At 70.1% G+C, this 18,968-nt stretch carries 16 protein-coding genes; 6 read left to right on the top strand and 10 right to left on the bottom strand.

The genetic code is table 11. The annotated features are described in order from the left end of the window. Positions 1 to 287 precede the first annotated feature (287 nt). Positions 288 to 2,183 (bottom strand): multicopper oxidase domain-containing protein, encoded by a 1,896-nt coding sequence (locus tag BLS70_RS18965; protein ID WP_091771115.1) that lies wholly within the window; start codon positions 2,181 to 2,183, stop codon positions 288 to 290. A gap of 186 nt (positions 2,184 to 2,369) precedes the next feature. On the opposite strand from BLS70_RS18965, the gene BLS70_RS18960 reads away from it, so the two are divergent. From BLS70_RS18960 to BLS70_RS18935, 6 genes are all read left to right on the top strand, one after another. Further along, positions 2,370 to 5,576: an AfsR/SARP family transcriptional regulator gene (locus BLS70_RS18960; protein ID WP_091771114.1), complete on the top strand. Its 3,207-nt coding sequence runs from the start codon at positions 2,370 to 2,372 to the stop codon at positions 5,574 to 5,576. A 106-nt stretch (positions 5,577 to 5,682) separates the two neighbouring features. Further along, a complete protein-coding gene (locus tag BLS70_RS18955; RefSeq protein WP_255362582.1) occupies positions 5,683 to 6,864 on the top strand; it encodes an NAD(P)-dependent alcohol dehydrogenase in 1,182 nt (393 codons plus the stop codon). 192 nt (positions 6,865 to 7,056) lie between these two features. After that, positions 7,057 to 7,506: a hypothetical protein gene (locus tag BLS70_RS18950; protein ID WP_091771113.1), complete on the top strand. Its 450-nt coding sequence runs from the start codon at positions 7,057 to 7,059 to the stop codon at positions 7,504 to 7,506. Between the two features lie 3 nt (positions 7,507 to 7,509). After that, on the top strand, positions 7,510 to 7,860 hold the full coding sequence (locus tag BLS70_RS18945) for a VOC family protein (protein WP_091771111.1): 351 nt from the start codon (positions 7,510 to 7,512) through the stop codon (positions 7,858 to 7,860). Between the two features lie 627 nt (positions 7,861 to 8,487). Then, positions 8,488 to 9,177: a hypothetical protein gene (locus tag BLS70_RS18940; protein WP_218122505.1), complete on the top strand. Its 690-nt coding sequence runs from the start codon at positions 8,488 to 8,490 to the stop codon at positions 9,175 to 9,177. A 107-nt stretch (positions 9,178 to 9,284) separates the two neighbouring features. After that, entirely contained in the window at positions 9,285 to 9,917 is a 633-nt protein-coding gene (locus BLS70_RS18935) for a DUF2306 domain-containing protein (protein WP_091771109.1), read from the top strand. Between the two features lie 951 nt (positions 9,918 to 10,868). On the opposite strand, the gene BLS70_RS18930 is transcribed toward BLS70_RS18935, so the two are convergent. From BLS70_RS18930 to BLS70_RS18890, 9 genes are all read right to left on the bottom strand, one after another. Then, a complete protein-coding gene (locus tag BLS70_RS18930) occupies positions 10,869 to 12,173 on the bottom strand; it encodes an MFS transporter (protein ID WP_176946493.1) in 1,305 nt (434 codons plus the stop codon). Positions 12,174 to 12,261: 88 nt separating this feature from the next. Then, entirely contained in the window at positions 12,262 to 13,260 is a 999-nt protein-coding gene (locus BLS70_RS18925; RefSeq protein WP_218122504.1) for a DMT family transporter, read from the bottom strand. Further along, on the bottom strand, positions 13,257 to 13,529 hold the full coding sequence (locus tag BLS70_RS18920; RefSeq protein ID WP_218122503.1) for a glutaredoxin family protein: 273 nt from the start codon (positions 13,527 to 13,529) through the stop codon (positions 13,257 to 13,259). The genes BLS70_RS18925 and BLS70_RS18920 overlap by 4 nt, the downstream gene beginning before the upstream one ends. Positions 13,530 to 13,640: 111 nt before the next feature. Then, positions 13,641 to 14,015, bottom strand: a complete 375-nt coding sequence (locus BLS70_RS18915; RefSeq protein WP_091771099.1) for a thioredoxin family protein — start codon at positions 14,013 to 14,015, stop codon at positions 13,641 to 13,643. Then, positions 14,015 to 14,566 carry a GNAT family N-acetyltransferase gene (locus BLS70_RS18910; protein WP_218122502.1) on the bottom strand — a complete coding sequence of 184 codons (552 nt, stop codon included), beginning with the start codon at positions 14,564 to 14,566 and terminating at the stop codon, positions 14,015 to 14,017. Before BLS70_RS18910 ends, BLS70_RS18915 begins: the two co-directional genes overlap by 1 nt. Before the next feature lie 312 nt (positions 14,567 to 14,878). Next, a complete protein-coding gene (locus tag BLS70_RS18905; protein ID WP_091771095.1) occupies positions 14,879 to 17,242 on the bottom strand; it encodes a heavy metal translocating P-type ATPase in 2,364 nt (787 codons plus the stop codon). 45 nt (positions 17,243 to 17,287) lie between these two features. Continuing rightward, positions 17,288 to 18,277 carry a DUF8832 domain-containing protein gene (locus BLS70_RS18900; protein ID WP_091771093.1) on the bottom strand — a complete coding sequence of 330 codons (990 nt, stop codon included), beginning with the start codon at positions 18,275 to 18,277 and terminating at the stop codon, positions 17,288 to 17,290. 80 nt (positions 18,278 to 18,357) lie between these two features. After that, a complete protein-coding gene (locus BLS70_RS18895; RefSeq protein ID WP_091771091.1) occupies positions 18,358 to 18,639 on the bottom strand; it encodes a metal-sensitive transcriptional regulator in 282 nt (93 codons plus the stop codon). A gap of 88 nt (positions 18,640 to 18,727) precedes the next feature. Beyond that, positions 18,728 to 18,937 carry a heavy-metal-associated domain-containing protein gene (locus tag BLS70_RS18890; RefSeq protein WP_176946492.1) on the bottom strand — a complete coding sequence of 70 codons (210 nt, stop codon included), beginning with the start codon at positions 18,935 to 18,937 and terminating at the stop codon, positions 18,728 to 18,730. Between the last annotated feature and the right edge of the window lie 31 nt (positions 18,938 to 18,968).

Below are 18,968 nucleotides of genomic sequence, written 5' to 3'. Positions count from 1 at the left end.
ACTGAGCTCGTAGCGCCTTGCCCCACCGGTGCAAGCTCGTGCCGTCGCCAAAGCGAACGCGGAATGATCACTCGCGTTGGCTGCGCCGATCGTCCTCGAGGGCACCGGCTGGAACGTCGTGCTCTCCGGGTCGTCCGCACAGATCCGCTGCGGCAGGCATCGGGCGGTCTGGCCGGCCTCACGGTCGCGAGCGGCGTCGCCCTCCAACCGGGGGCCCGAGGGTCCTTTCCAGCCACGACCTCGATGGCGCGGGTGCGGTTGTCGCCTCGGCTCAGGGCGTCTGGTGGTCAACTCAGTGGTTTAACGGTGAAGCTGAACATCATTCCGCTGTGCATGTGCTCGGCGATGTGGCAGTGGGCCATCCAAAGCCCGGGATTAGAGACGTCGAACAAGATGTCGACGGTCTGCCCGGTGCGCATCAGAACGGTGTCCTTCCACACCAGGTTGCGCTCGGGCACGCCATCGCGGCCCAGGACGAGGAAGCGCCCGGCACCGTGCAGGTGGATCGGGTGATGCATCGGGTGGTCGGACTCCATCTCGTTGACCAGGCGAATCTTCACGCGCTCCCCCACGGTGAAGCGCCAATCGACCGGGGGCCTGTCCCCGCTACCCGCAGTCCGGTCGACGAGCCGCCACCGCATGTTCGTGGTTGTGCTGCGGCGGTTCATCTCGACCATGTCGTCTTCCCACTCGATGCCGTCACCGCCACCGTCGCCGTGTCCGTCGCCGTGTCCGTCGGCCTGAGCATGGGAGGGCACATGCTCGGCGGAAAACATCGCGTGACCCATGTCGTGGCCGCCCACCAATTCCCCGGGGTGGGCGGACATCAGCTTCATCCCGCACTTCGGGCAGTGCCCCGGCTGGTCGCGGACCACATCGGGGTGCATCGGACACGCGTAGGCGACCGGGCCAGCCGCCTGGTCCTCGAACGGGTCCTCCATCTCGGCGACGGCGGCGAGGATCTTGTCCGGAGCTGCCGCGAGCCAGCCGTCCAACTGCTGTCGTTCGTCCTCGAACTCAGGTGCATGCCGCAGTAGCTCGAACGAGTCCCTGAGCGGGGGGGCTGCTCGCTCGTTCGTCACGCTGATCGACGCCAGCTGGTAGATGTGGTCGGGGGTGCGGTGCTCCAGGGTCAGCTCTCCCGGCCGATCCAACAACACGTCGACGATTGCTCGCTCTGAAGGGGCGATCAGCACCTCTGACACGAACTCTTCGCGCTCTACACGACCGCTGTCCCCGCCTATGAGTTTCATCCGCGCCCCGGGCAGGGTCACGTTGAAGACTCGGGTGTTGGCCGTGTTGGTCAGCCACAAGCGCACCACCTCGCCGGCGCTGGCGGTCAGCGCCAGGTCTGGCTCCCCGGCGACGAGCAGCACGTTGCCGAAGCGGCCCATGGCCGAGAAGGTCGTCTCCGTGCGGCTGAACGGTGCGATGGCGCCGTCCTCGATGAGGATGTCGTCGAGGGGCAGGACGACGTCGCGATGCGCCGGCGGCCAGTAGTCGGGGTCGAGCGGTTCCACCAGGATGTTGCCGTAGAGGCCCATCTCCTGCGCGTAGTCCTCCCGGATGTGCGGGTGGTACCAGTACAGCCCTGGGTCGGGGAACTGCAGGCGATAGGTAAAGCTCCCGGCCACCGGGATGGGTTCCTGGGTCTCGTGCGGCACGCCGTCGTACTTGTTCTCCACGCGCAGGCCGTGCCAGTGGACGGTCGTGTCGATGTCCGTCTCGTTGGTGACGTGGATGACGACCTCCGACCCCTGCCGGACCTTGATGGTGGGGCCGGGGACGGAGCCGTTGTACCCGAGCATGCGCACCGTCGTTCCGCGCAGCTGCTTGGCAACGGGGCCTTGCTGAAGATGGAAGGACTCGCCATCGGTGAGTTCGACCACCGGCGGCCGGGTGACCCCCGGCAATCCGACGACGGCGGTGGAGAAGTTGTCCATGGTTCCCCCTGCGGGTGTTGTTGCGGCCGGTGATGTGGTGCCGGTGCTCTCCTGGACGGCGTAGCCAGCGGCCTCGATGGCGGCAGCCACCGCTGTGGGGTCAGCCGGCCCGGTCACGTGGATGGTCTTGGTGGCAAGGTCGACCTCGAGGGTCTGCACCCCGGGCACGTCGTGCACCCGGGCACTGATCGCCCGGACGCAACGCCGTCCAGTCATGGCCGGCACATGGATCGAGATCACGCGTCTCCTTTGCAGGTCGGTCGGTGTAGACGCTGCCGAGGGGCGCTGTCCAGACGCTGTCGGTCCACTGGCGGCAGTCGGCCGGCCCCGCACGGTGGACACCGGCACGAGAATCGTTGTTTCGCGTGCCGTCACGGCCGAGAATCGGCGCTCCGGCGAAATCAGCCGGTCATTGGAGGGTGAGGCATGGAGATCCGCCTCCTCGGACCGGTCGAGGTCGTCGTCGGGGAGCACGCCGTTCCCGTTCCGGGCAGCGGGGAACGCGAGCTGCTCGCGCTCCTGGCGCTGTCTGCGGGACGGGTTGTGGCCGTCCCGACATTGGTCGACTCGCTCTGGGGCGAGGACTTGCCGGCAAATCCAGGCAACGCCCTGCAGGTGCGCGTGTCGAAGCTCCGCCGCACCATGAACGCCCTCGGCGTCCCCAGCTCGATCGTCATCACTCGTCCACCCGGGTATTTGCTGGACATCGAGCCCCGACAGGTTGATGCGCTCGGGTTCGCCGTCGTGGTCGCGGAAGCCCGCGCCGCCGCCGGCGGGGATCCGTCGAACGCGGCAGACCGCTACAGGCGCGCACTCTCCCGTTGGCGCGGCGCCGCCTTGTCGGAGTTCAGAGAGACCCGGTGGGCGGGGCCCGAGGCTGCCCGGTTAATGGAGCTTCAACTGGCGGCCCAGGAGGAGCTCATTGACCTGGAAATGGCGGCGGGACGCCACACCGACGTGCTCGGGGAGCTCGAGGCGCTTACCACGGCCCATCCGCTCCGCGAGCGGCTGCACGGTCGCCTGATGCTCGCGCTGTACCGCGCAGGTCGGCAGGCCGACGCATTGGCGGTCTACCAGCGCACCCGGGCTCTGCTCGACAGCGAGCTCGGCCTGGAGCCCAGCGCTGAGCTGCGCGGGCTGCAGAAGGCGATCCTGGACCAGCGCCCGGATCTCCGTGCACCGAACCGAATCACCCCGGCACGGCCTGCACCACCGCCTGGCCATCGGCTACCACCCCGACTCACATCCTTCCTCGGCCGCGACGACGACGCGGAGCGAGTGAGCGCACTCATCAGGGACCACCGACTGGTCACGGTGACCGGGCCCGGTGGCGTGGGGAAGACCAGCCTCGCCGTCGAGGTCGCTCGTGCGGCTACTGACGGCTTCTCCGACGGAGTGGGGTTCGTACGGCTGGCCGGCCTTGCAGAGGAGGAGCAGGTGCCCCTCGCCGTGCTCGCGGCACTCGACGTTCGCGACGTCCCGACAGCGACCGCCGAGGACCAGATGCTCGGCCACCTCAGGGACCGCGAGGTCCTCCTGATCTTGGACAACTGCGAGCACCTGGCGGACGCCTGCGCGGTACTTGCTGAGCGCCTCCTCGAGTCCTGCCCACGGCTGCGACTGCTGGCCACCAGCCGTGAGCCATTGGCGGCCCGTGGGGAGGTGCAGGCGTCCCTCGAACCGTTCCCCGTCCCGCCGGCCGACGCGGACCGCTCTGACCTGGGAACCAGCACCGCCGTCCGGCTGTTCGTCGAACGGGCGCAGAGCGCACTGCCCGACTTCCGACTTGCGGAGCAGAACGCCGCCGCGGTTGCGGAGATCTGCCGGCGCCTAGACGGCATCCCATTGGCACTCGAACTGGCCGCCGCCCGCGTAGCGGCGCTCCCGGTGACGGAGTTGGCCGCCCGGATGGAAGATCGATTCGCGCTTCTCACCACCGGCCCGCGAACCGCGGAAATGCGTCAACGCACGCTGCGATCGACCGTCGACTGGAGCTACCAGCTCCTGTCCGAGCCCGAGCGAATGCTCCTGCGCCGCCTATCGGTGTTTCGTGGCGGATGGACTCTGACCGCGGTCCAGTCCGTTGCCGGCGGACAAGGCCTCAACCCGGGGATTGTGGTGGACACGCTGGCCCGGCTGGTCGACCGTTCTCTCGTCGTCGTTGACCGGAACTCCGGTCCTCGGTACCACCTTTTGGAGACCATCCGCGAGTACGCCATTGAGCGCTTGCAAGAGGCGTCCGAGTCGGACATCGTCGGGCGAGCACACGTTCAGTACCTCACCGCCCTCGCTCAGCAGGCAGAGCGCGAGTTGCGGGGCAACGGCCAGGCGCGCTGGCTGCCACGCCTGTCGATGGAGCGCGACGACATCGAGTCAGGCTTGGCCTGGTGCACCGCGCACACGGCCAGTGACCCAGACGCCGGACTGTTGCTCGTCGGCGCTCTGGGCTGGTACTGGTACTTCGCGAGTCGACCCGATGGCGGCGGCAAAGTGGCCGCCATGCTCGAGGCCGCCCCGGGCGGGTCGCCCTCGGCACGTGCCCATGCCCTGCAAGCCCTGGCCGTCGCGGGACGGCCGGGCGCGTGTATCGTGCACCCGGCCCCCGAATGCGCGACCGCCGCAGCCGAGAGCCGCACTCTCTTCGTTCAGCTCGGAGACGACTCCCGGGCCGCCCTTTCGGCCACGCTGCTCGCCGTCGAGGACATCGGCGCAGACGATCCCGAGCATGCCTTCGGCCTGCTCGCCGACGCCGACCAGGAGTTCCATCGGACGGACGACGACTGGTGCTCTGCCCTGGCGCAGTTCGTGAGAATGGAGCTGCACGCGGCTGCGGGAGAGATGGTCGACGCGACACTCTGCGGGGAGCGAGCCCTTGCCGTCTTCCGCGCACTCGGTGACCAGTGGGGTGCCTCGGCCATCCAGTTCCATCTGGGCGTCGCCCTGCATCGCGCGGGACAACTCGACGAGGCTCTGTCCATGTACGAGGGGGCGCTGGGCAGCGGGCGGCAGGTCGGACAGGCCAACACTATTCAGTACGCCCTAGCCGGCGCCGGCCACGTGACGCTCCAGCTCGGGGACGGCGAACGCGCAGCTCGACTGTTCGCCGAATCGCACAAGGTCGGCCGGGAGCTGGGAGCAGACGGCAACGCACGGGCAGCCGTTGGCGAGGGGCTCCTCGCGCGCGAGCGCGGCGACCTGACCGAAGCGGGGGCCAAGCTGACGTGGGCGCTGCACAGGTTTGCCGAACAGAGCGAGCCGGCGTGGACCTCAGCGACTCTGATCGGTCTCGGCCATCTCGGAGAGCTCTCCGGAAATCTGGACAGCGCGGAGTTCTGCCACCGCCGCGCCTGGCAGACCGCACCCGGCGACGCGGCCGCCCTCGAAGGATTGGCCTGCGTCGCGGCAGCGCGGGCCGACGCTGCCACCGCGGCGCGGCTGCTCGGCACGGCAAGCTGGTGGCGCAACCGGCGACACCGCCCGATTGCACGGCTGGAGCGGGTGGACGTCCAACGGGCCGAGAACCGCGCCCGGGCACTCCTCGGCGATGACTCGTATGAGGCGGCCTACCGCGCCGGCGCCGATGAGCCCCATGCCCTCACCCCGGAACTGGGCGCAGCCCCCGCGGGCCACTGACGACACACTTCCGTGAGGGCCTCGACAGGGCCTCGACAGGATCTCGACATCGCCGGGGCCGACTGTGCGAACACGGCCCACCGCCCCCGCTGAGAGAGGCGTTCCGATGTCCACCCCGCAGACTTCCGGCACAAACCCGGCACCTCCACCCCGTCCGGGAAGCCCGCCCGGCATCCGCGCCGGGGTGAACGAAAGAGCTGGGGCTCCGATGGAGACGACTCAGTTCGACGACGTGACAGCACCGCTGACGATGGCCGGTGGACGAACCATGAGAGCGGTCGTCCAGGACCGGTACGGCGCGGCACCGGAGGACGTTCTGCGTCTCGCCGAGATCAGCAGGCCCAGCATCGGGGACCACGAGGTGCTCGTGCGCGTGCACGCCGCGAGCGTGGACCGGGGCACCTGGCACATCATGGCGGGTTTGCCCTATCCCATCCGGCTCGCCGGATTCGGGCTCCGCCGGCCGAAGTACGCCAATCCTGGCCGGAGCCTGGCGGGCACGGTGGAGGCGGTCGGCCCTGACGAGAAGGGCTTGCAGCCGGGCGATGAGGTGTTCGGAGTCGGAGACGGCACGTTCGCTGAATTCGCACGCGCCCGTGCCGACAAGCTCGCCCGCAAGCCGGCGAACTTGACCTTCGCGCAGGCGGCTGCCGTCCCGATCTCCGGCCTCACCGCGCTGCAGGCCGTCCGCGACCACGCACGGGTCCAGGCCGGCGAGACAGTGCTGATCGTCGGCGCATCAGGAGGCGTCGGCAGCTTCGCCGTGCAACTGGCCAAGGAGTCCGGAGCCGAGGTCACCGGCGTGGCCAGCACCGCGAAGGTCGACGTGGTCCGCGCCCTCGGCGCGGACCACGTCGTCGACTACACCCGCGAGGACGTCACCGACGCCCAGCACCGCTACGACGTGATCCTCGACATCGGCGGCAACCGTCGGCTGTCCCAGCTCCGGCGCGCACTCACCCCTCGCGGACGGCTGGTCATCATCGGGGGCGAGACCGATGGACGGTGGCTCGGCGGCAGCGACCGGCAGATCCGGGCGACGCTGCTCTCTCCGTTCATCGGCCAGCAGCTTGGCACCTTCGTCGCCTCGGAGAACGCCGACGATCTGCTCGCCCTCGCCGGGCTGCTCGAAGACGGCGCGATCGCTCCGGCCATCGACCGGACATACCCGCTCGCCGAGGCGGCCGCAGCCATCCGCCACGTACTGGACGGTCGGGCGAGCGGCAAGGTGGTCATCCATGTCCCGTCCCGCCGTGCGGCGAGACCACCGTCGAGCGGACCGGAATGACGCGCAGCCGCTCGTCTACCCGTGCTCGCCGACGCGCCGCTGGGCCCCTCTCCCGCGGGCGCTGTGCGCGTTGATCTCCCGGCCGCTCCGGGATTACGCCGGCCGGGCGGGCAGCGCTGTCCGTCTCGGCATCCGTCGAAGGGCCCAACCCCGCGGCGCCCGCCACGGTTACTCGATACGAGGTAGTAGGTCATGACCGTCACCCCCACCAAGCTCACCCGCGCCGCCGACCGAGGCGTCGTGGCGGACTTGCCGCTCTGGCGCCTGAACGCGATGCGAGTCGGATACGCCGTGATGGGCGTTGGTCTCGCCATCGTGAAGTGGCCGCTCGTCATCGGCTACGACAGCTCCACGCCCCTGTTCGAGGGCGTCGTCCACATCCTCCTGACCGCAATGGGACTCCTGGCTCTGCTGGGGCTGCGCTATCCCGTCCGGCTGCTGCCCATCCTGTTGTTCGAGGCCCTGTGGAAGCTCATCTGGCTGCCCGTCGTAGCCCTACCCGCGGTGGTTGCCGGCGACGCGGACGCGGCCATGAGTGATGTCATCGCCAGCTGTTCGATAGTCGTGATCATCGTGGCCGTCGTCCCGTGGCGATACGTCTGGCAGCGGTACGTCACCGCCAAGGGCGACCGCTGGCGCTGACCGATGAACGTCAAGGGAATCGTCTTCGCCGGGACAGCGACGGATGCTCGCCCCGCGATGCGGACGTTCGCGATGGAGGTGCTCGGGATGACGCCCTCCCGAGTGGAAGGTGTCGAGGCGGACCTGTTCGACCTGCCGGACGGCTCCTCCTTCGCGATCGCGTCACCAGGGGGGATGGGCGACACGGAGCGAACCCTCGGCTTCCTGGTCGATGATCTCGATCTAGCGGTGGCGGACCTCGCCTCGGCGGGGGTTCCGGTGGACGGGTACATCTCCGGCAACCAGCGGGAACGCTACGTGCATTTCACGGCACCAGACGGCCACCTGTACGAACTGATCGAGCGACGGGGCTGATGACGTGCTGGCACGCCGAGACCCCGCCGCGGAAGTCGGCGCGGGCGACGGTGCGCGAGGCGACCGGGAGGGACGCGGAGCTGCAGCTCCTGATCTGGCAGACCTGTCGTCCGTCGCGCGGCACTCCGGCCGCTGGGGTGTAGGCCGCACTCGACGTGCTGGTCTGCAACGCGGGCGTGATGGCGGTTCCGCCCGGCACGACCCGGAATGGCTTCGAGACGCAGATCGGCACTGACCATATCGGGCACTTCCGCGCTCGTCGGCCGGCGACCGCCCGCTTACACGGCTGGAGCGGGTGGACGTCCAACGGGCCGAAACCCCGCGCCCGCTAGCTTCTCGGCGATGACGCCTATCGGGCGGCCTACTGCGCCGGCGCCGAAGAGCCGCATGCGCTGGCGGTGGATCTTGACGCCACCCCCGCCGGGCGACTGACGACCCGACTCCGCAAGGACCCCGACAGGAACTCGACAGCGTCGGCGCGGAGCGTGCGAACACGACGCGCGGGCGAGGGCGACATCGAGGTCGGCCGTTGCTGCCTGTCGGCAATAGGCGGGAAGGCGTGCTTGCAGGGCCACCGGCGCCTGCCGCGGCAGGCGCCGGTGGCCCGGCTACGAACGAGGAGTTGCAATGACCATCACGACGTCCGCGCTCACACGGGGAGCCGGTGTTTCTGCCGTGCTGTCGGGACTGCTGTTCATCCTGATCCAGCCGATCCATCCACCGGAGAACGTCGCCGCGGTCACCGGCACCGCCTGGGTCGTGATCGCGCTGATGACCATCGCGATGGCCGTCCTGGGCCTGGCGGGCCTGACGGGGATCTACTTCCGCCAGGTGCGCGAGTCTGGGCCGCTCGGCCTGCTCGGCTACGTGATGCTCGGGGGTTTCTATCTCGTGACGACCGCCTGGACCTTCGTGGAGGCGTTCGTCCTGCCGCAGATCGCCGACGACGCACCGCGGTTCGTAGACGACTTTCTGGGTGTGCCCGCAGGCGTCTCCCCCCAGGGCGACGTGGGCTCCCTGCCTCTGCTCTTCACGGCTGTCAGCGTGCTGTACCTGGTAGGCGGCCTTGTGTTCGGAATCGCCGTCTACCGCGCCCGCATCCTGCAGCGCGGGGCGGCCGCCCTGCTCGCAGTGGGGACAGTGCTCTCCCTCGCCGCGGCAGTGCTACCGCACAGCGTGGGCAGGTATGCGGCCGTACCGGTGGGACTAGCGATGGTCTGGTTGGGTTGGTCGCTCTGGTCCGAGCAGCGCACGCCGGCCGCGCCGTCCGCGGCGCAACCCCACAACTCCCCCGGCGCCTCGGTCCCAACCCGGTGACCGAAGTCCGCAGGTCACCGGCCGAGGAGCCGCTGCGCCACGTACAGGTGTCACCTGCCTCGCAAGACGGCAGCGCGCGACTTCGAGCCCGCCGCGGACCCTGGCTCGTGCCCCTCGGACTGATCGCGCTGAGCGCCGTTCCGATCCTCGCCGGCTCGCTCCGCCTGGTCGAACTGTCGGGCGGCGCGGCAATCCTGCCGGCCGAGCTCGCGTCGCCGCTACCGCTGGCCGTGCACATCGTCACCGCGAGCGTGTACTCCGTGCTGGGCGCGTTCCAGTTTGCTGCCGGCTTCCGACGCCGCCGGCCCGGCTGGCATCGCGCTGCTGGACGGCTCCTGGTGGTGTTCGGTCTGGCCGTGGCGCTGTCGGCCCTCTGGCTGACCGCGTTCACCCCCCGCCCAGACGGTTCCGGCGAGGTCTACCACCTGTTCCGGCTGTTCTTCGGGTCGACGATGTTGCTCAGCATCGCTCTGGGCTTCCGAGCCATCCGGCGCCAGGACGTGATCCGACACCGGGCCTGGATGATCCGCGCGTATGCGATCGCGTTGGCCGCCGGTGCCCAGGTGTTCACGCTCGGCATCGGGGAGGCAATCGTCGGCAAGGGCGACACCAGCAGCGCGCTCCTCGCCGGCGCTGGCTGGGTGATCAACCTCGCCGTCGCGGAGTGGGTGATCCGCCGGCGCCCGACCGTGACACGGGGCGTCGCTGCCGGCCGGGCGCGAGCACCGCGGTTGCGCTAGGCGCGGCGTCTTGAGTCCCGGTCGCGCCGTGCGACCCCGTCCAGCAGGCAGGGATGCCGCGAAGTCCCGTCCCCGGCTGCACCGTCGAGTGGTGCCGGTTGCCGCGGCTTTGTGCGTGCCGCTGGCGAGTCATGACCGGCACGCCGGCCAGCTCAACCGTCTGCTGTAGGGACACGCCGCGAACCCAAGCGCAGTACACCCGCAGGGAAGGCCGTGCCGCGTCGACGTCGTGCGGAGCGACCGGGTCAATGCTGAGGACAGCCGCGAGCCGCGAGACGTACCGCGCGTGCGTGCGTGCGCCCCGCTCCCCGTTTCGGATGCGGTCGGCCGCGAGCGAGCCTGCCCGCTGGGCGAGCTGGTTGCGGCTGACGTGGCGGCGAACCGGGCCTGCACCGCCGATCACCGGGAGAAGGGTCCTCTCCAGCGGGTTCTCGCATAAAACACGCGAAGCGTCAGGAGGAGCGCGTCGTCGTCGCGACCACCGTCCAAAGCTGCCAGCCGGACGAGTGCGCAAGCACGACGTCGGGCGGTCGCCCCCGCCATTGGCCGAGTCTGCAAGCAGGTCATGGACGCTCCTCAGCCCAGCCAGGGCAGGTTCCGTGTCTGCTCAGCGGACGCGGGCGGCGTCGCCGTCCAGGCGTGCGGCCAGCTCGAGCCAGCTGCCGACGATCGTGGGGTTCTGAACCAAGTGCGGTTCCTCCGGCATCGGTGTGATGCCGTCGACGCCCCCGCAGAGACGTACATGAGCCGTCATCATCGGCCGCGATGACAGGGGGCGATCACGCGACCGCGTCGCCGACGCTGTCCCGCTGCCAGATCCGGGGTATCCGGCATCCCCGGAGGGCGGAGTGACGTACGGGAGGTGTGACAAAGGTGGCGTGCCTTCGGGTGACGCTGCGCGACTTCTCCCTGTGCACGATGAGTGGGTCATCGCCGGTCTCGGTGGCCACGTCAGCGCCGGACCGATCGCAGAGCCAGATCCTGCTGGGCTGGTGGCGGCGTCGTTGACAACCCATCGCCTCGCCCGGCGTTGCCTTCGGTCGGCAGCATCGAGGCCGGGCTCGGCCCCATGTCACTCCCGTCACGGCCCCGCAACGCCCGTGTCGCGATCACTGCGGCGGGGATGAGGAGCGTGAAGGTCACCGCCATGGTCGGCGCCAGTCCGAACGCTCCTTGCAGGGCACCCACGCCCACGTACAGCAGGCCAGCGACGGCATGACCGACGCCGATCACGATCCCCGCAGCAGCGGCCGGAGCCTGCGGGGCGTGGTTCTGCGCTGCCACGATCAGCAACGGCTGGCTGGCGTAGATGAACAGGCCTGCGACTGCTGCGGTGACGAGGGTCCAGGCCCCAGGCGGGACCAGCAGGACGGCAATCAGTGCGGGCACCGCCGCGGTCAGCGAGAGCGCGGTCGTCCGGCCATAGCCGACCCGCGCGGCGATGGCGCCGCCGACCACCGCGCCCAGTCCGGCCATCAGCGAAAAGACCCCAAGGGTCCAGCCGAGCAGGGGCGCATCGGTGGCCAAGCCCTGGTCGGCGACCAGCCACAGCGGCACCGCACTGGTGACGGTGATGAAGGTCAAGCTGATCAAGACGGCGGCAGAGGTCAGCTTCAGAATCGGTCCGCTGGCGAGCAGACGGCGGTCGAACACCCTCCGCAAGTGACCGGTGCTGTGCGGCTCCCACACAGGCAGCAGGGTCAGCACGCCGACGGCCAGCAGAAGACCCGGAATCATCAGCCACGGGGTGGCATCGGTGCCCCAGCGGGAGATCAGGAACAGCACGAGGACCGGCCCCGCGGCGAAGCCGACCATGCCCCCGGCGGTGAATTGGCCGACGGCCAGTCCGGGGTTCTTGGCTGACGGCCCGCCGACGATGCTCGTGGCCACCGGGTGCAGTGCAGCCGAACCGATTCCGCCCAGGATCAGCAGAGCCAGCAGCAGCGCCATACTGCCGGCCACGCCCACCAGACTCAGGGAGACAGCGGCCAGCGCGACGCCTATCCCGGCGACCTGACGGAGACCGACGCGGTCGGCGACTGCGCCGAGGAATGGTTGAGTGACCGACGAGCTGATGCTGAACGCGGCGACGAGCACCGCCAAGGTGGTGGTGCTCGCCGCAAATCGCGCCTGCAGCGTGGGCAGCAGGGCACCGAGGATGGCGGTGAGGACGTCGTTGACCGCGTGGACAAGGGCCAGGAACACCGCGACGCGCGTCCCGGCCAGCACTCCCGGTTTGCGCACGATGTGAGACACGACCGGCTTCCTCTCATGACGATGACCTGGATACCCCAGGCGGGTATAGCGAAGAATCCGGGAGGGGCGTGTCCTATTCCGGCTGACTTCAGCCAAAGTCGCGTGGTCCCGGATGGGTGATCAAGGCGACGCTGGACAGCACGATGACCAGGCCGGCAACCAGGCCGAGAGAGAGCGGCTCGCCGAGCCAGCCCACCCCGATCGCGGAACCGACCAGGGGCACCAACAGGGTGACGGTGGACGCAACGACGGGCCCTGCGGTGCGGAGGATCCAGAAGTAGAGGAGGTAGGCCACTGCCATGGACCCGACGCCCAGCACCAGCAGCGGCGCAGCGACGGCGGCGGTGACAGGGCCTGGAGGTGGCGTGATCACCGCTAACGGCAGGAGCAGGACCGTGGCACACAGCTGTTGACCCAGTGCGAGCGTGGTCGGCGACGTGTCCGGGAAGCGCCTACGGGTGTAGACGCCGCCGAATGCGTAGCTCAATGCGGCAGCGAGGGACGCGCCCACGGCGAACAGAGTGGAGGTGTTCAGGTCCAGCGGCGCGCCCCCGACCACGACGGCGACCCCGGCCAGGCCCGCGAGCACGCCGACCATCTGTCGAGTCCTCACTGGCTCGCGCAGCCAGACGGCTGCCACGACGAGTGTGGCCATGGGGGTGGTGGCGTTGAGCACCGCGGCGACCGAGGCGTTGAGACCGACGATCGCCGCGGCGACGAGGGTCAGCGGGATGGCGACATTGAGCGCGGCCAGCAGGAGCAACGCGGGTAATTGGGTGCCGATCGCGCGCCATGTTGTGCCTCGTCGGAGTGCACCGGCCGCAGTGACGAGCAGCGTCAGCACCAGCGCGCCCAGTGCGACGCGGGCGAAGGTGACGCCGACGGGGCCGAGAGCGGAAGCGTTGACACGGATCAGCGGAAAGGCGCTGCCCCACAGGACGCCGACGGCCAGCAGCGCCGCCCATACCCGCCAGGCCGCCTCGGCCGGTCGGCTAGCCCGTGGCGGGGAGGCCATCGCCGTCGTCGCGTCCCGTGGGAGGTTCGCGCCAGGCAGGGACCGATCGCCGGCAGCGCTCGATCGGCTCATGGCTGGTCGAGCCGCGCCTGCAGTTCGCCGTCAGTGGGCTCGACCAGGTGGGACCCGTCGGGCCACACGATGGTGGGGATGCGCCGTCGTCCCTTTTGCAGCCGACGCACGAGGCGGGTCGCAGTGGGGTCGGCCTCGAGGTCGATGTAGCGGTAGGCGATGCCTGCTGAGTCGAGCACCGCACGGCTGCGGCGGACGTCGGGGCACCAGCCGGTGCCGTAGACGACAAGTTCATCGCTGGCGTGGCCGGTCTGGGTGGTCGGGTTCACGGCAGTTCCTCGTCGGTCGGAGTGTGGTTGGTGTGCGAGGAGTCCGCCGGCCGTGCGCCGGACAGACGCGCGTGGCCACCGAGACGGTGAGCCGGGCATTCAGTCGACCAGTCAGGGTGAGTGCCGGGTCGTCGTCGTTTGCCCACCGCGGCCATGACTTGCGCCAAGCAGGGTGGTCAGCCTCCGGGTGAGGCTGGCGGGATCGCGACGGCCCGGAAAACGCTCGACCAGCCGGCCTTCGTCGAAGATGGCGATGGTCGGGTAGCCGGCTATGCGGTAGTCCTCGGCAGGTTGCGGCAGCCGAGCGGCGTTCAGCCGGAGTGTTGGCGCTGTCCAGCCGAGGTGTCTCCAGGCGAACGCAAGGAGGATGCGCTGTTGGCGGCAGTGCTCGCAGTCATCGGTCTCGAAGGCGACGATTACGGGTTTGCGGGCCTGCAGGACCAGCCGGGCGAAGGCGTCAAGGTCGGAGATCTCGCACCACTCCATCACGGCGTCCCCTGATCCCCGGTGGGCTCGGGGGGACGCTCACCGAGGCCGAAGGCGGTCCAACCGCGGTCCTGAAACCCGGCGGCCTCGGCGACGCGGGCGGATGCGGTATTGGCCGGGTCGTGCATGTAGGTGGGGAGCGCCCCGGTGCGGAGTAGTCGGCGGGCGGCCTGGGCGACCAGGGCTCGGGCCAGACCGCGGCCGCGAGCCGGTGGGGCTGTGACGACGGCAAGCTCGTGGCCGGCGAGGTCGTGGCGTTTAACGCCGACGCCGGCCAGGTGGGTGCCGTCCGGGTCGGCGGCGACGAGCACGTGGCCACCGAAGGGACGTAACCAGGCCGGAAGGCCGGGGGTGTCAGCCAGAACCCACTCCCCCGGCTCAGGCAGGTCGGCGGGGTCGGTGGTCCAGCGGAACACCGCCCGATAGGTCGACCGGTCGGACTCCCCTACGAGCTCGGGCACCTTCTCGAGCAGGGGGTCCAGCCCGGAGGAAGCCAGGCGGCGGACATCGTCGGCTGCCGCCGGGGGCACGGAGAGGACTGCTCCGGTCATCGGGTCAGCGACGCCGAGAACTGGGTGAAGCTGTCCGTCCCAGCCGGGGTCCGTCCGCTGGGAGGCGCCAACAACCTCCAGGTCGCTAGCTGGCGGCCAGCCCCCAAGCCACTGGCGCAAGTGCCAGATGAGGGCTGTCGGTGGCCCGTGGGTGGCACCGCCCGGGGTCGAGACCCCGGAGCCTGGCCGGGTGGACATCGCAGCTCCCGTCAGTGGATGGAGAACGGCGCCGCCCCCTCGTGACGGGGGATGGAGGGATCGGCGCCGCCCTGGAAGGTCCGTCCTGCCGCGGTGTGGCAGGACGGACCGGTATCACCTGGTGTTGCTACCGCTGAGCGCGCCATCGGCTGGCTGCGCTCCGGCCAGGTGGCCCGCTCGGGCGCGGCCGTCGGCCCGGTTGGAGACCAGCGGCTGAAAGCGGCGCAGCCGCAGGCTGTTGGAAACCACGAACACTGAGCTGAACGCCATGGCCGCGCCGGCGAGCATCGGGTTAAGCAGCCCGGCGGCGGCCAGCGGGAGGGCCGCCACGTTGTAGGCGAAGGCCCAGAACAGGTTGCCCTTGATGGTTCCCAGCGTCTTCCGCGACAGCCGGATGGCATCCGCAGCCGCCCGCAGGTCTCCGCGGACCAGGGTGAGATCGCTGGCCTCAATCGCCACGTCGGTGCCGGTGCCCATGGCGAGGCCGAGGTCGGCCTGGGCGAGCGCGGCGGCGTCGTTGATGCCGTCGCCGACCATCGCCACGACCTTGCCCTCGCTCTGCAACCGCTTGACGACGTCCACCTTGTCGGCCGGCAGCACCTCGGCGATGACCTCTTCGATACCGACGGCGGCGGCGACCGAGCGGGCGACGGTGGTGTTGTCACCGGTCAGCAGGATCGGGGTCAGACCCAGATCACGCAGCTGGCGGATCGCCTCGGCGGAGGTCTCCTTGATGGCATCGGCGACGACCAGGACGCCGCGGGCGGCGCCGTCCCATCCGACCGCGACAGCGGTCCTGCCCTCAGCCTCGGCGGCGGCCATGGCACGCTCCAGGTCGGCGCTCAGGTGCTGCGACCACTCGGCCAGTAGCCGGGCGCGCCCGACGAGCACCGCGTGCCCGTCGACAACGCCTTGCACGCCGAGTCCCTCAACGTTCGTGAAGCCCTCCACCGGCGGCAGGATGCCGACGCGCTCGGTGGCGCCCTTGGCGATGGCCTGGGCGATCGGGTGCTCGGAGGCGTCTTCCAGTGCGCCGGCCAGCCGAAGCAGCTGCTCGCGGTCCTCGCCGGAAGCGACCACGACGTCCAGCAGGGTCATCCGGCCGGTGGTGACGGTGCCGGTCTTGTCTAGGACGACGGTGTCAACCTTGCGGGTGCTCTCGAGCACCTCCGGTCCCTTGATGAGGATGCCCAGCTGAGCGCCGCGGCCGGTGCCGACCATCAGCGCGGTCGGCGTCGCCAGGCCCAGGGCGCAGGGGCAGGCGATGATCAGCACCGCGACCGCGGCGGTGAACGCGGCCGCCAGCCCACTGCCGCTGCCCAGCCAGAAGCCGAGGGTGCCCAGGGCCAAGGCGATGACGATCGGCACGAAGATGCCCGAGATCTGGTCGGCCAGGCGCTGCACCTGGGCCTTGCCGTTCTGGGCGTCCTCGACGAGGCGCGCCATCTGAGCCAGCTGGGTGTCCGCCCCGATGCGGGTGGCGCGGACGACCAACCGGCCACCGGCGTTGACGGTGGCGCCGACGACTGCATCGCCGGGGCCGACCTCGACCGGCACGGACTCGCCGGTGAGCATCGAGGCGTCCACGGCCGAGGAGCCCTCGACGATGGTGCCGTCAGTGGCGATCTTCTCGCCGGGGCGGACGACGAACAGGTCGTCGGCAGCAAGCTGGTCGGCCGGGATGCGGGTCTCGACACCCCCGCGAAGCACCGACACCTCCTTCGCGCCGAGCTCGAGCAGGGCGCGTAGAGCGGCGCCGGCGCGGCGCTTGGAGCGGGCCTCGAAGTACCGGCCGGCGAGGATGAACGTGGTCACCCCGGCGGCGGCCTCGAGGTAGATGTTGCCCGTCCCGTCGGTGCGGGCGATGGTCAGCTCGAACGCGTGGGTCATGCCAGGCTCGCCGGCGGTGCCCCAGAAGAGGGCGTACAGCGACCAGGCCAGCGCGGCAATGGTGCCCATCGAGATGAGGGTGTCCATCGTGGAGGCACCGTGGCGCAGGTTGGTCCAGGCCGCCTTGTGGAAGGGCAGGGCGCCCCAGACGACCACCGGCGCGGCCAAGGTGAGCGAGAGCCACTGCCAGTACTGGAACTGCAGCGCAGGGATCATGGCCATCGCGATGACCGGGACGGTCAGAATCGTGGAGACGGCCAGCCGCTGGCGCAGGATGCGGACATGGTCGTCGGCCTCGGCGCTCTCCGGCTGCCCGCCGTCGGCGTCGGCCTTCGGCGGCTGGGGCAGCCGGGCGCTGTAGCCCGTCTTCTCCACCGTCGCGACCAGATCCGCCGGTGTGATGTCACCGGTGAAGGTGACCTTCGCCTTCTCGGTCGAGTAGTTGACCGTGGCGGTCACGCCCTCGAGCTTGTTCAGCTTCTTCTCGATACGCGCGGCGCAGGAAGCGCAGGTCATCCCACCGATCGCCAGTTCGATCTGGTTGTCGGCCGCCGTGGCCGATCCTGCAGTGTCGGGTGTGGAGCTCATCGTCGTCTTCCTTTGAACGTGCTCGCGGTGGGTGGAGCAGGCCGGTCAGCCGTGGGCGTGGCCGCCGTCGTCGTGCTCGCCGGCGCCCTCGGCGGCCGGTTCGTCACGGTCGGGCACGGACGGGGCGGGGGCGCCCGCGGAGCCGGTGAACTCGGCGGTGCGCACGACGTCGCCGTGCTTGAAGTCCAGGAACAGCCGGTAGTCGCCGGCGGAGGGCGCGGTGGCGTAGAACGTGATGTCCGGGCCCGGCTTTGTGACCCCGTCCCCGGGTTCGCCGGCCGGGTGCACGTGCAGGTAGGCCAGGTCGCCGTCGCGCAGCGCGACCAGATGGCCGTAGGCGGCCAAATAGGGCTGCAGGTCGGTAACCGGCTGACCGTCCCGGCTGACCGACAGGGTCAGCTCCGATTCCTGCCCGGGCACCAGGTCCCCGTCGAGGGTGACGGTGTACCCGTCCACCTCGGCCGTTGTCGACGCCTCGCCCAGCGGCACGGGAGTGAATCCTCCGGCGACGGCGACGTCGGCGCCCAGGACGAGCGCGGCGTCCTCCCCGGCGGGATCGAAGTCGGCGAACAGCCGCCACATGCCTGCCGTCAGGTTCAGCGGGATCGACCAGGTGCCCTCCGGCGACAGCTCCGGGTGGACGTGCTGATAGCCGGACAGGTCCCGGCGGACTGCGATCAGGTGCAGGTCTTCGTCGTGCGCGGTGTCGTAAGCGGTCACCGGCTCCTCGTCCGGGCCGAGGATCCGGAACGAGACGGGGGTGACCCCCCCGACTGGCAGGTCGGGCCGGTCCAGCTGAAGGGTGTAGCCGTTCTCGGAGATCTGCAGGCCGCCGGGCGCGTGCGCACCATTAGCGGCGGAGGACTGCTGGGTCATGTCCATGGAGGACTCGGTGTCCGGATCGTCATGCGTGGCGGTGTCGTGGGCGGGCGCGGCCGGGCCGACCGGGCCGACGGCGTTGCCGATACCGGCTGCGGCGCCGAACACGGCGACCAGACCGAGCGCGTAGGTCCCGAGCTTGGTGGGTGTGTTCATCTCTGTTGCCTTCCTGGAGCCGGCGCCGGTCGGCGCCGCGGGTGCCCGGCTGGGGCGTCGGCGGTGGGATGCTCAGACAGTTAGGAGCGCACGAGTCGGGCGATCGCCTCGGAGGCCTCGCGGACCTTCTCATCGGCCCCGGGGCCGCCCTTCTGTGCCGCTTCGACCACGCAGTGGGCCAGGTGCTCGTCCAGCAGGCCCAGGGAGAACGACTGCAGGGCGCGCGTGGCTGCCGACACCTGGGTCAGGATGTCGATGCAGTACTTGTCCTCTTCGACCATGCGCTGCAGCCCGCGCATCTGCCCCTCGATCCGGCGCAGCCGCTTCAGGTGCTCGTCCTTCGCGTGGGTGTAGCCGGCCATGTCGTCCTCCTCGTGGGTGGGGATGGGATTGCAGTCGGGAGTGCCAGGGTGGGCGCCGGCTGCGGCCGACACCCACCCCGGGCAGGCCTCAGGCCGAAACGACCTCGTAGCCGGCCTCCTCGACCGCCTCGGAGACCGCGTCGGTGGACACCGGCTGCTCGGACTCGACGGTCACCCGGCCGGCGGGCACGTCAACCTGGACCCCGGTGACGCCCGGGATCTTGGTGATCTCGGCGGTCACTGATCCGGCGCAGTGGTCGCAGGTCATGCCGCGGACGGTGTAGTCGGTGCTGCTCACGCAAACTCTCCTTCTCGATGCCAGAGTACCC

This window comes from Blastococcus aurantiacus (assembly GCF_900102425.1).
Lineage (GTDB): Bacteria > Actinomycetota > Actinomycetes > Mycobacteriales > Geodermatophilaceae > Blastococcus > Blastococcus aurantiacus.
Note: the sequence above shows the minus strand (reverse complement) of the source record. Positions and strands in the feature narration are given on the sequence as shown.